General features: G+C 63.8%; 16 protein-coding genes and 1 pseudogene. 11 read left to right on the top strand and 6 right to left on the bottom strand.

Annotated features, from left to right (window positions below; translation table 11 throughout):
* The first annotated feature begins 23 nt into the window (after positions 1 to 23).
* The 4 genes from OKW41_RS17255 to OKW41_RS17240 all read left to right on the top strand — a co-directional run bounded on the left by OKW41_RS17255 (position 24) and on the right by OKW41_RS17240 (position 2,524).
* Positions 24 to 731, top strand: a complete 708-nt coding sequence (locus OKW41_RS17255; RefSeq protein WP_429573270.1) for a dienelactone hydrolase family protein — start codon at positions 24 to 26, stop codon at positions 729 to 731.
* A gap of 66 nt (positions 732 to 797) precedes the next feature.
* Entirely contained in the window at positions 798 to 1,124 is a 327-nt protein-coding gene (locus OKW41_RS17250; RefSeq protein WP_429573448.1) for a hypothetical protein, read from the top strand.
* The gene (locus OKW41_RS17245) at positions 1,057 to 1,278 is read left to right on the top strand and encodes a helix-turn-helix transcriptional regulator (RefSeq protein WP_429444270.1); all 222 of its coding nucleotides are present in this window, start codon (positions 1,057 to 1,059) and stop codon (positions 1,276 to 1,278) included. The genes OKW41_RS17250 and OKW41_RS17245 overlap by 68 nt, the downstream gene beginning before the upstream one ends.
* Positions 1,279 to 1,282: 4 nt before the next feature.
* Entirely contained in the window at positions 1,283 to 2,524 is a 1,242-nt protein-coding gene (locus OKW41_RS17240) for a Zn-dependent hydrolase (protein ID WP_429573269.1), read from the top strand.
* Between the two features lie 8 nt (positions 2,525 to 2,532).
* Here the strand turns inward: OKW41_RS17240 and OKW41_RS17235 are convergent, their stop codons facing one another.
* Both OKW41_RS17235 and OKW41_RS17230 read right to left on the bottom strand, forming a co-directional pair.
* A complete protein-coding gene (locus tag OKW41_RS17235) occupies positions 2,533 to 2,838 on the bottom strand; it encodes a panthothenate synthetase (RefSeq protein WP_090807469.1) in 306 nt (101 codons plus the stop codon).
* Between the two features lie 134 nt (positions 2,839 to 2,972).
* The gene (locus tag OKW41_RS17230) at positions 2,973 to 3,596 is read right to left on the bottom strand and encodes a methylated-DNA--[protein]-cysteine S-methyltransferase (RefSeq protein ID WP_429573268.1); all 624 of its coding nucleotides are present in this window, start codon (positions 3,594 to 3,596) and stop codon (positions 2,973 to 2,975) included.
* Between the two features lie 299 nt (positions 3,597 to 3,895).
* Between OKW41_RS17230 and OKW41_RS17225 the strand changes: the two genes are divergently transcribed.
* The 6 genes from OKW41_RS17225 to OKW41_RS17200 all read left to right on the top strand — a co-directional run bounded on the left by OKW41_RS17225 (position 3,896) and on the right by OKW41_RS17200 (position 9,081).
* On the top strand, positions 3,896 to 5,275 hold the full coding sequence (locus OKW41_RS17225; protein WP_429573267.1) for a leucine-rich repeat-containing protein kinase family protein: 1,380 nt from the start codon (positions 3,896 to 3,898) through the stop codon (positions 5,273 to 5,275).
* A complete protein-coding gene (locus tag OKW41_RS17220) occupies positions 5,272 to 6,252 on the top strand; it encodes a substrate-binding domain-containing protein (protein ID WP_429573266.1) in 981 nt (326 codons plus the stop codon). Before OKW41_RS17225 ends, OKW41_RS17220 begins: the two co-directional genes overlap by 4 nt.
* Positions 6,253 to 6,304: 52 nt before the next feature.
* The gene (locus OKW41_RS17215; protein ID WP_429573265.1) at positions 6,305 to 6,439 is read left to right on the top strand and encodes a hypothetical protein; all 135 of its coding nucleotides are present in this window, start codon (positions 6,305 to 6,307) and stop codon (positions 6,437 to 6,439) included.
* 88 nt (positions 6,440 to 6,527) lie between these two features.
* Positions 6,528 to 7,172, top strand: coding sequence for a LysE family translocator (locus tag OKW41_RS17210; RefSeq protein WP_429573264.1), 645 nt, complete (start codon positions 6,528 to 6,530; stop codon positions 7,170 to 7,172).
* A gap of 23 nt (positions 7,173 to 7,195) precedes the next feature.
* Entirely contained in the window at positions 7,196 to 7,627 is a 432-nt protein-coding gene (locus OKW41_RS17205) for an NUDIX hydrolase (RefSeq protein WP_090807459.1), read from the top strand.
* A 308-nt stretch (positions 7,628 to 7,935) separates the two neighbouring features.
* Positions 7,936 to 9,081 (top strand): branched-chain amino acid ABC transporter substrate-binding protein, encoded by a 1,146-nt coding sequence (locus tag OKW41_RS17200; protein ID WP_429573263.1) that lies wholly within the window; start codon positions 7,936 to 7,938, stop codon positions 9,079 to 9,081.
* Positions 9,082 to 9,183: 102 nt separating this feature from the next.
* Here the strand turns inward: OKW41_RS17200 and OKW41_RS17195 are convergent, their stop codons facing one another.
* Entirely contained in the window at positions 9,184 to 10,575 is a 1,392-nt protein-coding gene (locus tag OKW41_RS17195) for a short-chain fatty acid transporter (protein ID WP_429573262.1), read from the bottom strand.
* A gap of 480 nt (positions 10,576 to 11,055) precedes the next feature.
* On the opposite strand from OKW41_RS17195, the pseudogene ilvD reads away from it, so the two are divergent.
* Positions 11,056 to 12,919: pseudogene (gene ilvD / locus OKW41_RS17190) on the top strand (dihydroxy-acid dehydratase).
* Positions 12,920 to 13,128: 209 nt separating this feature from the next.
* On the opposite strand, the gene OKW41_RS17185 reads toward ilvD, so the two are convergent.
* Genes OKW41_RS17185 through OKW41_RS17175 form a run of 3 tightly spaced genes read right to left on the bottom strand, consistent with a single transcriptional unit; the run spans position 13,129 to position 13,909 of the window.
* Positions 13,129 to 13,326: a GGDEF domain-containing protein gene (locus tag OKW41_RS17185; RefSeq protein ID WP_429573261.1), complete on the bottom strand. Its 198-nt coding sequence runs from the start codon at positions 13,324 to 13,326 to the stop codon at positions 13,129 to 13,131.
* Positions 13,265 to 13,741 (bottom strand): GGDEF domain-containing protein, encoded by a 477-nt coding sequence (locus OKW41_RS17180; protein ID WP_429573260.1) that lies wholly within the window; start codon positions 13,739 to 13,741, stop codon positions 13,265 to 13,267. The genes OKW41_RS17185 and OKW41_RS17180 overlap by 62 nt, the downstream gene beginning before the upstream one ends.
* Positions 13,742 to 13,771: 30 nt before the next feature.
* Entirely contained in the window at positions 13,772 to 13,909 is a 138-nt protein-coding gene (locus OKW41_RS17175) for a hypothetical protein (protein ID WP_429573259.1), read from the bottom strand.
* Between the last annotated feature and the right edge of the window lie 256 nt (positions 13,910 to 14,165).

Genomic DNA, 14,165 nt, shown 5'->3' with positions numbered 1-14,165 from the left:
TTCGTCTACTCGAGGAACGACCGATGACCCAACACGCAGGTTCGATGATCACGTTCAACCGTCCCGACGGCAAGCAGCTACAGGGCTATCTCGCGAAGCCTGAAAAAACCGCGGGTGCGCCCGCGGTCGTCGTGATCCAGGAATGGTGGGGCTTGAACGACCAGATTCGCGGCGTCGCCGATCGCCTCGCGAAAGCCGGCTACTTCGCGCTGGTGCCCGATCTGTATCGCGGCAAGTCGACGGTCGAAGAGGATGAGGCGCACCACTTGATGAGCGGCCTCGATTTCGGCGATGCCGCAACGCAGGACGTGCGCGGCGCGGTCCAGTATCTGCAGCAGCACGCGGCGAAGGTTGGCGTGACCGGCTATTGCATGGGCGGCGCGCTGACGTTCCTCGCGCTGTGCAACGTGCCTGAAGTGGCGGCCGGGGTCGTCTGGTATGGCTTCCCGCCGCTCGACTATATCGACGCGTCGAAGATCAAGGTTCCGGTGATGGGCCACTGGGGTCTGCAGGACGAGTTCTTCGCCGCCGACACCGTCGACGCGCTCGAAAAGAAACTCACCGACGCGAAAGTCGACGTCGAGTTTCATCGCTATCTGGCGCGTCACGCGTTCGCGAACGAAACGGCGGTCGGGTCGGGCCGCATCGCGAGGACGCAATACGACCCGGTCTGGGCGCAACAGGCGTGGGATCGTACGTTGACGTTCTTTGGCCGCACGCTTTGGAAATGAGTTGGTGAATGGCGGAAGCGGACGGTTAGTCCGCTTCGTGAGAGTGCCTGCGGTCGTGGTGCTTTCTTGATTCGGCCGTCCGAACTGTGCCGCACGTTGCCCACGATGGACGCGTCCGCGGCTCAGGAAGCGCTCCACACCCGCGCGCTGTTGATGGCGGCGGCGTTCGGCAAGGAAACAGGCTTGACCGGCAGTGCGCGGGCGGTGGCCCGCACCCCGCTGTTCACGGCAGCGCGCCGCTATATCGACGCAAATCTCGGCCAATCTGATCTGACGGTCGACAGCGTGCTGGCCATGTCGCAGCTGTCGCGGCCCACTGTATCGATTGTTCGAGCCGGAGGGTGGGCTTCACGCGTATATCCGCAACCGGCGCCTGCGCGAAGCGGCCGATGAACTGCATCGCCACCCGCGCAGGCCGGTGATCGAGGTCGCGTACGGCTGGGGCTTCAATAGCGCGTCGGATTTCAATCGCGCGTTCAAGCGTGCCTACGATATGTCGCCGGGTGATTTTCGCGCGGCGGCATCCGCAATCAATTCATGGAGATGACAACGTGGTGAAGATCGATCCTGACCGGCTGATGACCGACCTCAAACGGCTGCGCGGTTTCGGCGCGACCGGTCCCGGCGTGGTCCGGCTCGCGCTGTCGCCGGTCGATCTGGCGGCGCGCGAATGGCTGGTCGGCAGGATGACTGAGGCAGGGCTCGAGGCGCGCATCGACGGCGTCGGCACCGTGTTCGGACGCTCGCGCAATAGCGGTCCCGCGCTCGTGATCGGCTCGCATACCGACACGCAGCCGACCGGCGGCTGGCTCGATGGCGCAATGGGCGTGATGTACGGGCTCGAAATCGCCCGCGCGCTAGCGGAGCATGACGCGACGCGGCACCTCGCCGTCGACGTCGCGTCGTGGATCGACGAGGAGGGCACGTTCTCGGGCCTGCTCGGCAGCCGCAGCTTCGTCGGCGAGGCGGTCGACGACTCGATTCGCGGCGCGACGAACCGGCAGGGCGAACGCCTCGCCGACGTACTCGAGGCCGCTGGACTAGCGGGCCGGCCGCGTGCGCGTTTCGAGGCAGGGCGCCAGGTCGCGTATCTGGAGCCGCATATCGAGCAGGGCGGACGTCTCGAAGCGATCGGCAAAGCGATCGGCGTCGTCACGACGATCGTCGGGTTGCGCGAATCGCGGCTGCGCTTCACGGGTCAGCGCAACCACGCGGGCACGACGCCAATGGCGATCCGCCGCGACGCGGGCGCGGCGCTCGTCGCGTTTATCGCGCGGATGAATGACGCGTTCGGGCAACTGGTGGACGCGGATACCGTCTGGACCGTGGGCCGCATCGATCTCGATCCGGGCTCGATGAGCGTCGTGCCCGGCGCGGCCGACATGTACCTGCAATTCCGCGATGCGAACCCGGCACGGCTTCAGGCCATGGAACGCGCGCTCGCGGAACTGGTGCGCGATTTCAACGCGCACGACGCGGTGAGCGTCGAATTGCAGACGCTCGACGAGCCGATCGAACCCGTCAGCATGGACGCCACGCTCGCGGAGCACATCGCGCGAGCCGCCGAAGCACTCGCGCCGGGCCAGTGGCTGCGCATGCCGAGCGGCGCCGCGCACGACGCGCAGGTGATCGCGCGTTGCATGCCGGCGTGCATGATGTTCGTGCCGAGCATCGGCGGCGTGAGTCACGACTTTATCGAGGACACGGCCGAGGAGCATATCGTGCTCGGCTGCCAGGTCGCGGCGACGGCCGCGGCTTCGATGCTGCTGCAGCTATCGGCTGGGCATTCCTGAGGGCCGCGCTACTTCCACTTGTCGCCGAGCGCGTCGAGCCCGGCTTTCATCAGATCCTCGGGCAGCATCGCGATGCGCAGCTCGCAGTCGGCGTCGAGCGTCAGGAACCACGGTTCGGCAAGCGCGGGGATCGCCGATGCATCGGCGACCTCGACGACCGCCACCGCGCCGCGTTTGCCCTGCTGCTCGGTGAAATAGATGGCTTCTGGTTTCATGTCCTCGAGGATCTTTCTCATCAGGTCGCCGATTCGGCCTTCGCGCACGAGTGTGCTGAACGGTTCGTTCGGTATTTGTATGTTGAGAAGCATGCGCATGTCATCCTCCTGTTCGATACTCCAAAGGGCATCTTAAGGATAGGTGTTGCATGCGCGGGCGATGGTGCTGATCGCGGATGAAGCATCGGCGATTACGGCCGGTGGGTGGCGCATCGTGCCGGGTGTGCGCTGCTTTAGCTACCGAACAGCGAACCCTGCGTTCCGCGGCTCGGCTGACGATGCGCCGGTTTCGCGGGCGCATCGTCCTTGACCGGTTGCGCCGCGTATCCCTTCGGCGCCAGCCGATGCGAGTCATCCGCCGCTGCTTCGAACGAGGTCTGCCCCGCCTCCAGCGAAAGCAGCAGCATCTTGTTGGCGAGGCCGCCGGCGAATCCCGTCAGCTCGCCCGACGCGCCAATCACGCGATGACACGGCGCGACGATCGAAATCGGATTCCGGCCGTTTGCCGCGCCCACCGCGCGCACCGCATTGAGTTTGCCGATCTGCTGCGCGATCTCCGAGTAGCTGCGGGTCTGGCCGAACGGGATGGTCAGCAGCGCTCGCCAGACCTGCTTCTGGAACTCGGTGCCCTGAAAGTCGAGCGGCAGATCGAAGGCATGGCGCGTGCCCGCGAAGTACTCGCGCAATTGCCGCTCGGTTTCGACGAGCACCGCGAGTTCGTTCGCTTCGCTCATTTCGCCGAGTCGCACGCGGTTCGGCTTGTCGTGCTCCCACAGAATCGCGGCAAGGCATTCGCCTTTCGCCACGAGCTTCAACTGACCGACCGGCGAATCGATCAACTTGTATGTGTACGTCACTTTCTCAGGCTCCTGACAGGGTGGAGGCGCAAGGTTCGCGAGGCGGCGGCGTTTCTTCGACCGGACGCGGAAAGCTGCATGAAGGCTGCGCCGATGTCCAATAGTGTGTCGCTTGCGTCGCCTGAACGCGCTCCAGATATTGCTGTCTCATTCGCATTCGACATGGCCGCGACGAGCGTGACCATCGCGGCGATCACGTCACTGTACCGCAGAGGACCCCAGATGGCCTTTGACTCAGTAAAATCGACAGCTTCGGTACGACGCGCTGCGGGCGCTACCCGATCTTCTTTCCCACGACTGTGACCACGACTCTAGAACAACTGCGGGCCGGGCGACTGGCGGGTGCGCGCGAACTCAAACTCGCGTGCGGCCTGAGCGAATTTCCGCGCGAGATTTTCGATCTCGCCGATACGCTCGAAGTGCTCGACCTGTCGAACAACGCATTGACGACGCTGCCGGACGATCTGCCGCGTCTGCGCAAACTGCGCATCCTGTTCGCGTCCAACAACCCGTTCATCGAATTGCCCGGCGTGCTCGGCGAATGCGCGCAACTGAGCATGATCGGCTTCAAGTCGAATCGCATCCGCGAGGTGCCGGCGCGCGCGCTGCCGCCGCTGCTGCGTTGGCTGATTCTGACCGACAACGACATCGAACGCTTGCCCGCGGAGCTCGGCCGCTGCACGCAACTGCAGAAGCTGATGCTTGCCGGCAACCGGCTGCGCGCGCTGCCCGAGGAGTTGGCCGCATGCACGCGGCTCGAACTGCTGCGGCTCGCGGCGAATCGTTTCGATGCATTGCCGAGTTGGTTGCTGCGTCTGCCGCGGCTTGCGTGGCTCGCCTATGCGGGCAATCCGTTCAACGCGGCGCTCGAACAGGCGGCGCTCATCGACACACCCATCAGCGGCATTCGTTGGGATGCGTTGCAGCTCGAACGGCCGTTGGGCGAGGGCGCATCGGGGGTCATCTATCGCGCGGCGCTGCACGCGGACAACGAGCCCGCGCCGCGTGCGGTCGCCGTCAAGCTGTTCAAGGGCGCGGTGACGAGCGACGGTTTGCCCGACTGCGAGATGGCTGCTTGCATTCGCGGCGGCGAACATGTGAACCTGATCCCCGTGCTCGGCAAGGTGATCGGGCATCCGTCGGATACGCATGGCCTCGTGATGGGATTGATCGATACGCGCTTCGCCAATCTCGCCGGCCCGCCGAGCCTCGCATCGTGTACGCGCGACATCTATCGCGACGACGCGCGCTTCGACCTTGCGACGGTGCTCGGTATCGCGAGCGGCATCGCGAAGGTCGCGAGTCATCTGCATCGGGGCGGTGTGATGCACGGCGATCTGTACGCGCACAATATCCTGCACGGCGGCGCGGGGCGCGCGCTGCTCGGCGATTTCGGGGCGGCGTCGTTTTTTGACGCCGGCGATCGCGAGCTCGCTATCGCGTTGCAGCGGCTCGAAGTGAGGGCGTACGGCTGTCTGCTCGAAGAACTGCTCGAGCGTTGCGACGTACCCGGTGGACTCGACGCGCAACTCGCCACCTTGAAGACGCGTTGTCTGAGCGAAGATATCGACAGCCGGCCGTTCTTCGACGAAATTGCCGCCAGCGTCGCGTCGTTCGATCGGCACCTCCGCAACCGGCACCTCCGCAACCGGCACCTCCGCGAAGGAGTCAAGCCATGACGCAGAACATGCGCCGCCGCGTGCTGCTCGCGGGCGCGCTGGCCGCAACCGGTCTCACTGGCATCGCGCTGTTCGCGGACGATGCCGGCGCCGAAGTGCTGCCCGGCACGAAGCCGAAGATCGCGCTCGTACTCAAATCGATGTCTGAACCGTTCACGGTCGCGATGGTCGACGCTGCGCGCAATTACCAGGACCACTTCTCGTCGCAATTCAGCCTGACGATTCGCGGCACGGCCAAACAGACCGACACCGCCGCGCAGATCCGCATGGTCGACGAGGCGATCAGGGCGAAGGTGAACGCGATCGTGATCGCGCCGACAGACTCGAAGGCGCTGATCCCGGTGATCGCGCGCGCGATCAAGGCCGGCATCATCACGATCACGATCGACAACCCGCTCGACGATGCGGCGCAAGCGGCCGCCGGCATCTCGGTGCCGTTCGTCGGGCCGAACAATCGCAACGGCGCGAAGCAGGTCGGCCAATATTTGGCCACGCGGCTGAAGCCCGGCGATCAGGTTGGCATCATCGAAGGCGTTTCGGTGAGCAGCAATGCGCAGCAGCGCACGGCCGGCAGCCGCGATGCGATGGATGCCGCGAGCGTGCAGGTCGTCGCGGTCGAGTCGGGTGACTGGGAGTACGGCAAGGCCCGCGACGTGGCCGCGAAAATGCTGGCCGAGCACCCGCAGCTGCGCGCGCTGTTATGCGGCAACGACAACATGGCGATGGGCGCGGTCGACGCGATTCGCGACGCTGGTCGCGGCGGCGGCGTCTATGTCACCGGCTACGACGCGATCGATGCGATCAGGCCGCTACTCGCCGACGGCCGCGTGCTCGCGACGATGAACCAGTTCGCCGGCCGCCAGACCGTGTTCGGCATCGACTTCGCGTTGAAGGCGGTGACCGAGCAGCGCAAGCAACGCGAGTTGTCGAAGGTGATCGAGACGCCGCTGCAACTGGTGACGGGCTCGAAACGTTGAGGCGGCGCGCGACGTCCGGCGCATCAGCAAGGCCGACGCGCAGGCTCTCGCGATGCACTACATCGAGCGCGTGCGCATTCCCGAGCAGGTGCACAAGTACCCGACGCCACTATCGGGCAGCCAGCAGCGCGTCACGCAAAGTGCGCGTTTGAAGCAGTTCTTGTGTCAGGTCGTGCGTACCGATTAGCGCGCAGCGACGGCGGCAGCGATTTTTTCCGTGGCATGATGATGTCCGGTGTATTGGGATTCAACCACAACGAACCGCTGGGCCTGCCATGTCCTTCCATACCTGGTTGCTTTTCGCCGGTGCCTATCTGCTCACCACCATTTCGCCGGGACCGAACGTTCTGCTCGTGATCCGCAATTCGGTCCGCTATGGAAACCGCGGCGCGGCGGCGAGCGTCGCCGGTAATCTGCTCGCGCAAGGAGTCGTCGTCGCGCTCGTGGCGCTAGGTGTCGGCGCGGTATTGACGACGCTGCCACCGCTCTTCGTCGCGATGAAAGTGCTCGGCGCGGGTTTTTTGGTGTATCTCGGCATCAGGCAACTGCGCGGCGGCAACAAAGAGGCATCGCGGGCCGCGCAGCGGGCGGGCGTCGCATCGTCCGCTTATACGTTCGAGCGCAAGAAGGTATTCCGTGAAGCCTTGCTCGTGTCGGGCAGCAATCCGAAGACGATGATCTTTCTTTCGGCGTTCATGCCGCAATTCATCGACCACGAGCGCGGCCTGTCGGAGCAGTTCATCGTGATGTATCTGACGATCGCGGTCACCGTCGTGCTCGTGCACACCATTTATTCGCTCGGCGCGCGCGGTATCCATACGCGCGTCGGAGCCAGCCGTTGGGTCGCGGCCATCAAACGCGGCAGCGGGCTAGTCTTCGTCGCGCTCGGCATCAAGCTGCTGACCGCGCAACGCGGCTAGTCCGTCATGATGCCGGCAAGAAAATGAGCCGAATGCAAAGCATCGTCGATGTGAACGTGCTGTTCCTGAATGGCCAGGGCGAGTGCCTTTTCATCCAGCGCGCGAATACCGGTTTCAGGGACGGCCAGTACGCGTTGATTGCCGGCCATCTCGAACCGGGCGAATCGATCGAGGCATGCGCGATTCGAGAATCGAAAGAAGAAGCCGGTGTGACGATCGCGCCCGGCGCGCTCGAATTCAAACTCGTGATGCGGCGCGACTCGGACACGAACCGCATCAGCTTCTTTCTCGTGTGCCGTTCATGGCAGGGCGAACTGGCGAACATGGAGCCGCACAAGTGCTCGGGCTTCGTGTGGGCGAAGCCGGACCATCCACCGGCACCGGTCGTCGACTACGTGGCGGCGGCTCTCGCGCATATCCGCGACGGTGTGATGCTGGCCGATTTCAAGCCGTGATTCGCAGAGTTCCTGCTTATCTCGTCACTTTTGCTGACGATTTCCTGAACGAATCAAACCCGCAAAATCCCGCTGAATCGAGCGACGAAACGACCTCCAATTGACGCGGCTCCAATCCGGATTGCGCGGGAATCTGTCGCTTGCGCCGGTTTTTGCGTTATTGTGCTGCACCAAAAATGGCGGACCTGGCGAATTGCTGGATTCGCCGGATTTCAATTCATCCGGACTGGATGAATGGCAATGTTCGATCAATAGCAGGAATCCCCAGCCATCCGGTTGGCAAGGTAAGTAAAGAGGAGATGTGTTGTATGTCGTTCAAGCTTCACAAACTGCTGCCGGTCAGCGCGGCAGTCGTTGCATTCGCGGGCATCGCCGGCACGGCGAACGCGGATCAGGTGGTCAAGATCGGTCATGTCGGTCCGCTGACGGGCGGCTCCGCCCACCTCGGCAAGGACAATGAAAACGGCGCGCGCCTCGCGATCGAGGAAATCAACGCGAAGGGTCTGACGATCGACGGTCAGAAGATCACGCTCGTGCTCGACGCCCAGGACGACGCGGGCGACCCGCGTCAGGCAACCCAGGTCGCGCAAAAGCTCGTCGACGACAAGGTCGTCGCCGTGGTCGGCCACCTGAACTCGGGCACCTCGATCCCGGCATCGAAGATCTATAGCGATGCGGGCATCGTGCAGATCTCGCCGTCGTCGACGAACCCGGCGTACACCCAGCAGGGCTTCAAGACGACCTACCGCGTCGTCGCGACCGATGCGCAGCAAGGTCCGGCACTCGCGACCTTCGCCGCGAAGACGCTGAACGCGAAGACCGTGGCCGTGGTCGATGATTCGACCGCCTATGGCCAAGGCCTCGCGAACGAATTCGAAAAGACCGCGAAGGCACTCGGCCTGAAGGTCGTATCGCACGACGCGACGAACGACAAGGCCGTCGACTTTCGCGCGATCCTCACGAAGATCAAGGGCGAGAATCCCGACGCGATCATGTACGGCGGCATGGACGCGACCGGCGGTCCGTTCGCGAAGCAGGCGCGTCAGCTGGGCCTGCGCGCGAAAATGCTGTCGGGTGACGGCGTGTGCACCGAAAGCCTCGCGGACCTCGCCGGTCCGGCGGCGGGCAACGTGGTGTGCTCGCAGGCCGGCATGGCCGTCGAGCGCATGAACGGCGGCGCGCAATTCGCGGCGAAGTACACGAAGCGCTTCGGTCATCCGATCGAATTCGACGCGCCGTTCACGTACGACGCGGTGTATATCGTCGTCGACGCGATGAAGCGCGCGAACTCGACCGATCCGGCGAAGGTGCTCGCCAAGGTGTCGGGCACCGACTACAAGGGCGTGACCGGCGAAACGACGTTCGACGCGAAGGGCGACCTTCAGCACGGCGTGATCTCGCTGTACGACTACAAGGACGGCAAAAAGACGCTGCTGGACGTCGTCAAGATGTAACAGCGAGCGGTACGCCGCAAAAGCACAAAGGGCCGATCAAGCATTGCTTCATCGGCCCTTTGTTTTGACGGTAGCGAGATCGTTCGACTCAGGTCATTGTGGTTACAGCACGAGCCACAACGCCACCGCGTAAATCACCAGCGACACCGCGAACGTCACCGCCGTATAGCCCATGACGCGCTGAATCCGGATACCCGCGATTGCAACGATCGGCACGGCCCAGAACGGCTGCAGCATGTTCGATACATTCTCGGCCATCGCGACGCCCATTGCGGTGCGTGGCACCGACGCATGCAGGCTGAGCGCCGCGGGCAGCACGAACGGACCCTGCACCGCCCAGTGGCCACCAGCGCTCGGCACCAGCAGCGTGATGATCAGCGAGCTCAGATAGCTCCACAGCGGCAGCGTGACCGGTGACGCGATCGTCACGAACGCTTTCGCGATCATCGACGCGAGACCCGTGCCCTTCATGATGCCCATGATCCCGCCGTACATCGGATATTGCAGCAGCATCGAGCCGGTCTGACGCGCGGCGCGGCGAATCGAATTCGCGTACGCGATCGGCGTGCGTTGCAGCGCGAGACCGATCATCAGGAAGATCAGGATCGTGTTGTTGATGTCGAGATCGAATCCTTCCTTGTGCCACGTCAGCGCCAGATAGCCGATGCCGAGCGCGAGCATCAGCAGTGTGCCGAGCATCGACTGTTCGAGGCGCGCCGCGAGCGATGTCTCGCTGCTCGCTCGGGCATGCGGGTCGTCGCTCGGCGCGTCGGCGGCTGCTTCGCCGCTCTGACGAAACGCGACGACGTTCTCCGCCTTCGGATGCATCTTGATGAAGATCGCGGTCATCACGACGACGACCAGCACGGTCGGAATGAACACGAACGGCGCGAAGATGGTTTCGCTGAGCGGCACCACGTGGCCGGTCGCTTTCTCGACGAGATTCAGCGCATTGCCGTGCGATGCCTGTGATAGCGCGATCGAACTTGACAGCCCGCTGTTGCAGATCGACCAGGCCGAATAGCTGCCCGCGACGAGCCATGCGAAGTCGACGTCGACGCGCCGCGCGATTTCCCGCGACAGCAACGCGCCGACGATGAGCCCGAGCCCCCAATTGAGCCACGCGGCAACCGCGACGACCGGAAACACGAGCAGCGCGGCACGCGTCGGCGAGTTCGCATGCGACGCGAGCGCGCGCAGACCGCGTTGCACGATCGGCGCTTCCGCGATCGCGTAGCCGGTCGCGAGGATCAGGATCATCTGCAGCGCGAAGCCGAGAATGCCGAACGTGCCGGTGTACCAGGAATCGAGCAGCGTCGGCAGTGTGCCGGTCGGTGCGATCAGCATCGCCAGCACGGCGACGAAGAACGTCAGGCAGATCGACAGTACGAACGGGTCGGGCATGACCTGCTCGAAAACATAAACCAGCCCTTCGACGATGCCGCGCGAAGCGGCCGGTCGGCCGGCGGCGTGAGGGGGAGTGTCTCGCTTCATGTGTGTGACTCTGTGTAGTGCCCGGCCCTGTGCTGGGCGGAGGGGCGGGTACGGCGCGCCGGCGCGGGGTGCTGGCGCGTATTGGCGGCAAACTTGCCTTACCTGATCTTGATCACAGCGGACAGATTGGCGCGAATCCAGGAGGGTGGGCCCAGGCTTGGGCGCGACTGGCCTCGAACCCGGTGTTGCGCTCGAAAAGACCTCTGTTTCCGTTTCAATGTTCTTACGGTGAACATGGTTTCGTTAAACGAACGCTACATTATTCGCGGTGGGAGCGGGCAATGTCAAGAAAACGTGAAATCGGCTGAACGGTCGCGACATCGATTAATATCTTTCACGACCTAATTGCGCAGAAAAAATATATTGGACGTCTTACTGGCGTTCTTGCACTATTCGTTCCCAGCGCAAAGTCCGCGCTGCGATCCCCACGCCCGCGCAGGCGCTCATCCAAACCGATAACAGCAATACCTGAGGATACAGATGCCTAACTATCGCTCACGCACTTCGACTCATGGCCGCAACATGGCCGGCGCCCGCGCGCTGTGGCGCGCCACCGGCATGAAGGACGACGATTTCGGCAAGCCGATCATCGCGGTCGTGAATTCGTTCACGCAGTTCGTGCCGGGCCACGTGCATCTGCGCGACCTGGGCGCGCTGGTCGCGAAGCAGATCGAAGCGGGCCGGCGGCGTGGCGAAGGAATTCAACACGATCGCCGTCGACGACGGCATCGCGATGGGCCACGGCGGCATGCTGTATTCGCTGCCGTCGCGCGAACTGATCGCGGACTCGGTCGAGTACATGGTCAACGCGCACTGCGCGGACGCGATGGTCTGCATCTCGAACTGCGACAAGATCACCCCGGGCATGCTGATGGCCGCGATGCGCCTGAACATTCCGGTCGTGTTCGTGTCGGGCGGTCCGATGGAAGCGGGCAAGGTCAAGTCGCCGACCGACGGCCAGGTGATCGCGAAGATCGACCTGATCGACGCGATGATCAAGGCCGCCGATCCGAAGATCAGCGACGCCGAAGTCGCCGAAGTCGAGCGCAGCGCGTGCCCGACCTGCGGTTCGTGCTCGGGCATGTTCACCGCGAACTCGATGAACTGCCTGACCGAGGCGATCGGCCTCGCGTTGCCGGGCAACGGCACCATCGTCGCGACGCACGCATGGCGCAAGGGCCTGTTCGAGCAGGCGGGCAGCCTGGTCGTCGATCTGTGCCGCCGCTACTATCAGGAAGAGGACGCCTCGGTCCTGCCGCGCAGCATCGCCACCAAGCAGGCGTTCGAAAACGCGATGACGCTCGACGTCGCGATGGGCGGCTCGACCAACACCGTGCTGCACCTGCTGGCCGCCGCGCAGGAAGCGGGCGTCGATTTCACGATGTCGGACATCGACCGTATCTCGCGCAAGGTGCCGTGCCTGTGCAAGGCCGCGCCCATGACCGACAAGTACCACATCGAGGACGTGCATCGGGCGGGCGGCATCATCGGTATTCTCGGTGAGCTCGCGCGCGCGGAGCTGCTCGATCTGTCGTGCGGCAACGTGCATAGCGACACCCTCGGCAACGCGATCGCGAAGTGGGACATCGCCGGCGGCGCGGGCGAGGAAGCGCAGAATTTCTTCCGCGCGGCGCCGGGCGGCATTCCGACCACGGTCGCCTTCAGCCAGGAAGCGACCTACGCGACGCTCGACACGGACCGCAAGAGCGGCTGTATCCGCAGCAAGGAAAACGCGTACTCGAAGGACGGCGGCCTCGCGGTGCTGTACGGCAACCTCGCGGAGAAGGGCTGTATCGTGAAGACCGCGGGTGTCGACGAATCGCAGTGGCTGTTCTCGGGTCGCGCGCGCGTGTTCGAAAGCCAGGACGACGCGGTCGACGCGATTCTCGGTGACAAGGTCGTGCCGGGCGACGTCGTGGTGATCCGCTATGAAGGTCCGAAGGGCGGTCCGGGCATGCAGGAAATGCTGTACCCGACTTCGTATCTGAAGTCGAAGGGCCTCGGCAAGAGCTGTGCGCTGTTTACCGATGGCCGTTTCTCGGGCGGCTCATCGGGCCTCGTGATCGGCCATGCGTCGCCCGAAGCAGCGGAAGGCGGCACGATCGGTCTGGTCGAAGACGGCGACGTGATCGAGATCGACATTCCGCAGCGCAAGATGCATCTCGCGGTGTCGAATGAAGAGCTCGCACGCCGTCGCGCGGCGATGGAAGCGCGCGGCGACGACGCATGGCAGCCGACCAATCGCGAGCGTGTCGTGTCGCAGGCATTGCAGGCGTACGCGGCGCTCGCGACCTCGGCCGATCGCGGCGCGGTGCGCGATATTTCGCAATTGAAGCGCAAGTAAAGCGCCAATAAAGCGCCAATAAAGCGCCAATAAAGCGCCAATAAAGCGCGGACTGGCGCGGATCGGCGCGGCGGCCCTTTTCGCGGTGACGCGACTGGGCCCCAATAGAGACCGGTATGCGGGCGACTGCATGCCGGTTCTTTTTGCAGTGGCAGTGCGAATGGACGATCGTTCAGGCGTCTCCTGCGTAGCCCTCCGCGGAGCCTTTCCTAAGCCGGAAAACTGGAAACGATGTCATCGGCACGCTGCGACGACCCCGCCAGCATCACGCAGTTTCTGCCGTTGGCTTTCGCGGCATAGAGCGCTGTATCGGCTCTCGCCATCACCGAGGCAACGGTATCGCCGTCACCGAATTCGTCGACGCCAGCGCTGAGTGTGCATTCGACGTCGCCGGTCGGAGCGCGCAACAGCTGCCGCGACGAGTGCGCGCAACCGGTTCGTGAGACGGGCCGCCTCCTTTTTCCCGGTCAGTGGCAGCAGTAGCGCAAACTCCTCACCGCCGATGCGGCCAAGGACGTCGGTTTGCCGAATTCCGCGCGATATCGTCAAGGCAACATGCGCAAGAGCCTGGTCGCCAGCAGCATGCCCGTATCTGTCATTGATGCCCTTGAAGTTATCGATGTCCAGAATAGCGATGGACAGCTTCGACTTCGCCACCTTTGCCAACTCGAACAGCGACTCGGTCCTGGCGATGAACGCCCGCCGCCCGAGCGCGCCCGTCAGATCGTCGATGGTGGCGAGGCGCTCCACCCGCTCCGCCAGCCGGTCATGCGCCAGCATCACCATGCCAACCGACAGGCATGGCAACGTCAGTATCGTCATGCCGAGAAACGCGACGTTCAGCGGCGTGTCCTACAGAAAAGTCGTTTCATGCGCCAGGCCGGATCCATACGAGCCGAGAACGGCGACGCTCATCATGCAGGACAGAATCGCGATGCCGATGAAGGCGTTCGGGATGGACATGGCAGCGTAACAATGGGTGTGATCCATGAAGGCTCCTGGCGCAACACCAGGTCGCGCCAGTTACATCCGCTGCCTTCGCGCAAAGCGCACATCGTACCGGAAGAATTTTTCGCGCCAGATCAAATTTCAACGATTTTCGCCCGACGGTTTCCTTTCGAATCGCTGGACAGACTCATCTGGCGTCGACGTGACGGGGCGGTCGCCACGCATAGCCGGATTTCGGCCTCATGCAACCTTCGCGTTACGGCCTGCTTGCGTCTATGCTTGACTCACTTGTTTGGCT

It is taken from the genome of Paraburkholderia sp. UCT70, assembly GCF_050434085.1.
GTDB lineage: Bacteria > Pseudomonadota > Gammaproteobacteria > Burkholderiales > Burkholderiaceae > Paraburkholderia > Paraburkholderia tuberum.
Note: the sequence above shows the minus strand (reverse complement) of the source record. Positions and strands in the feature narration are given on the sequence as shown.

What these genes read in the sequence shown, in the direction of transcription:
- OKW41_RS17255 (WP_429573270.1), top strand. Translation starts at nt 24, where the DNA reads ATGACCCAACACGCAGGTTCGATGATCACGTTCAACCGTCCCGACGGC.
- OKW41_RS17215 (WP_429573265.1), top strand. Translation starts at nt 6,305, where the DNA reads ATGCACTACATCGAGCGCGTGCGCATTCCCGAGCAGGTGCACAAGTAC.
- OKW41_RS17205 (WP_090807459.1), top strand. Translation starts at nt 7,196, where the DNA reads ATGAGCCGAATGCAAAGCATCGTCGATGTGAACGTGCTGTTCCTGAAT.
- OKW41_RS17200 (WP_429573263.1), top strand. Translation starts at nt 7,936, where the DNA reads ATGTCGTTCAAGCTTCACAAACTGCTGCCGGTCAGCGCGGCAGTCGTT.
- OKW41_RS17175 (WP_429573259.1), bottom strand. Translation starts at nt 13,909, where the DNA reads ATGGATCACACCCATTGTTACGCTGCCATGTCCATCCCGAACGCCTTC.
- OKW41_RS17210 (WP_429573264.1), top strand. Translation starts at nt 6,528, where the DNA reads ATGTCCTTCCATACCTGGTTGCTTTTCGCCGGTGCCTATCTGCTCACC.
- OKW41_RS17195 (WP_429573262.1), bottom strand. Translation starts at nt 10,575, where the DNA reads ATGAAGCGAGACACTCCCCCTCACGCCGCCGGCCGACCGGCCGCTTCG.
- OKW41_RS17180 (WP_429573260.1), bottom strand. Translation starts at nt 13,741, where the DNA reads ATGACGATACTGACGTTGCCATGCCTGTCGGTTGGCATGGTGATGCTG.
- OKW41_RS17220 (WP_429573266.1), top strand. Translation starts at nt 5,272, where the DNA reads ATGACGCAGAACATGCGCCGCCGCGTGCTGCTCGCGGGCGCGCTGGCC.
- OKW41_RS17235 (WP_090807469.1), bottom strand. Translation starts at nt 2,838, where the DNA reads ATGCGCATGCTTCTCAACATACAAATACCGAACGAACCGTTCAGCACA.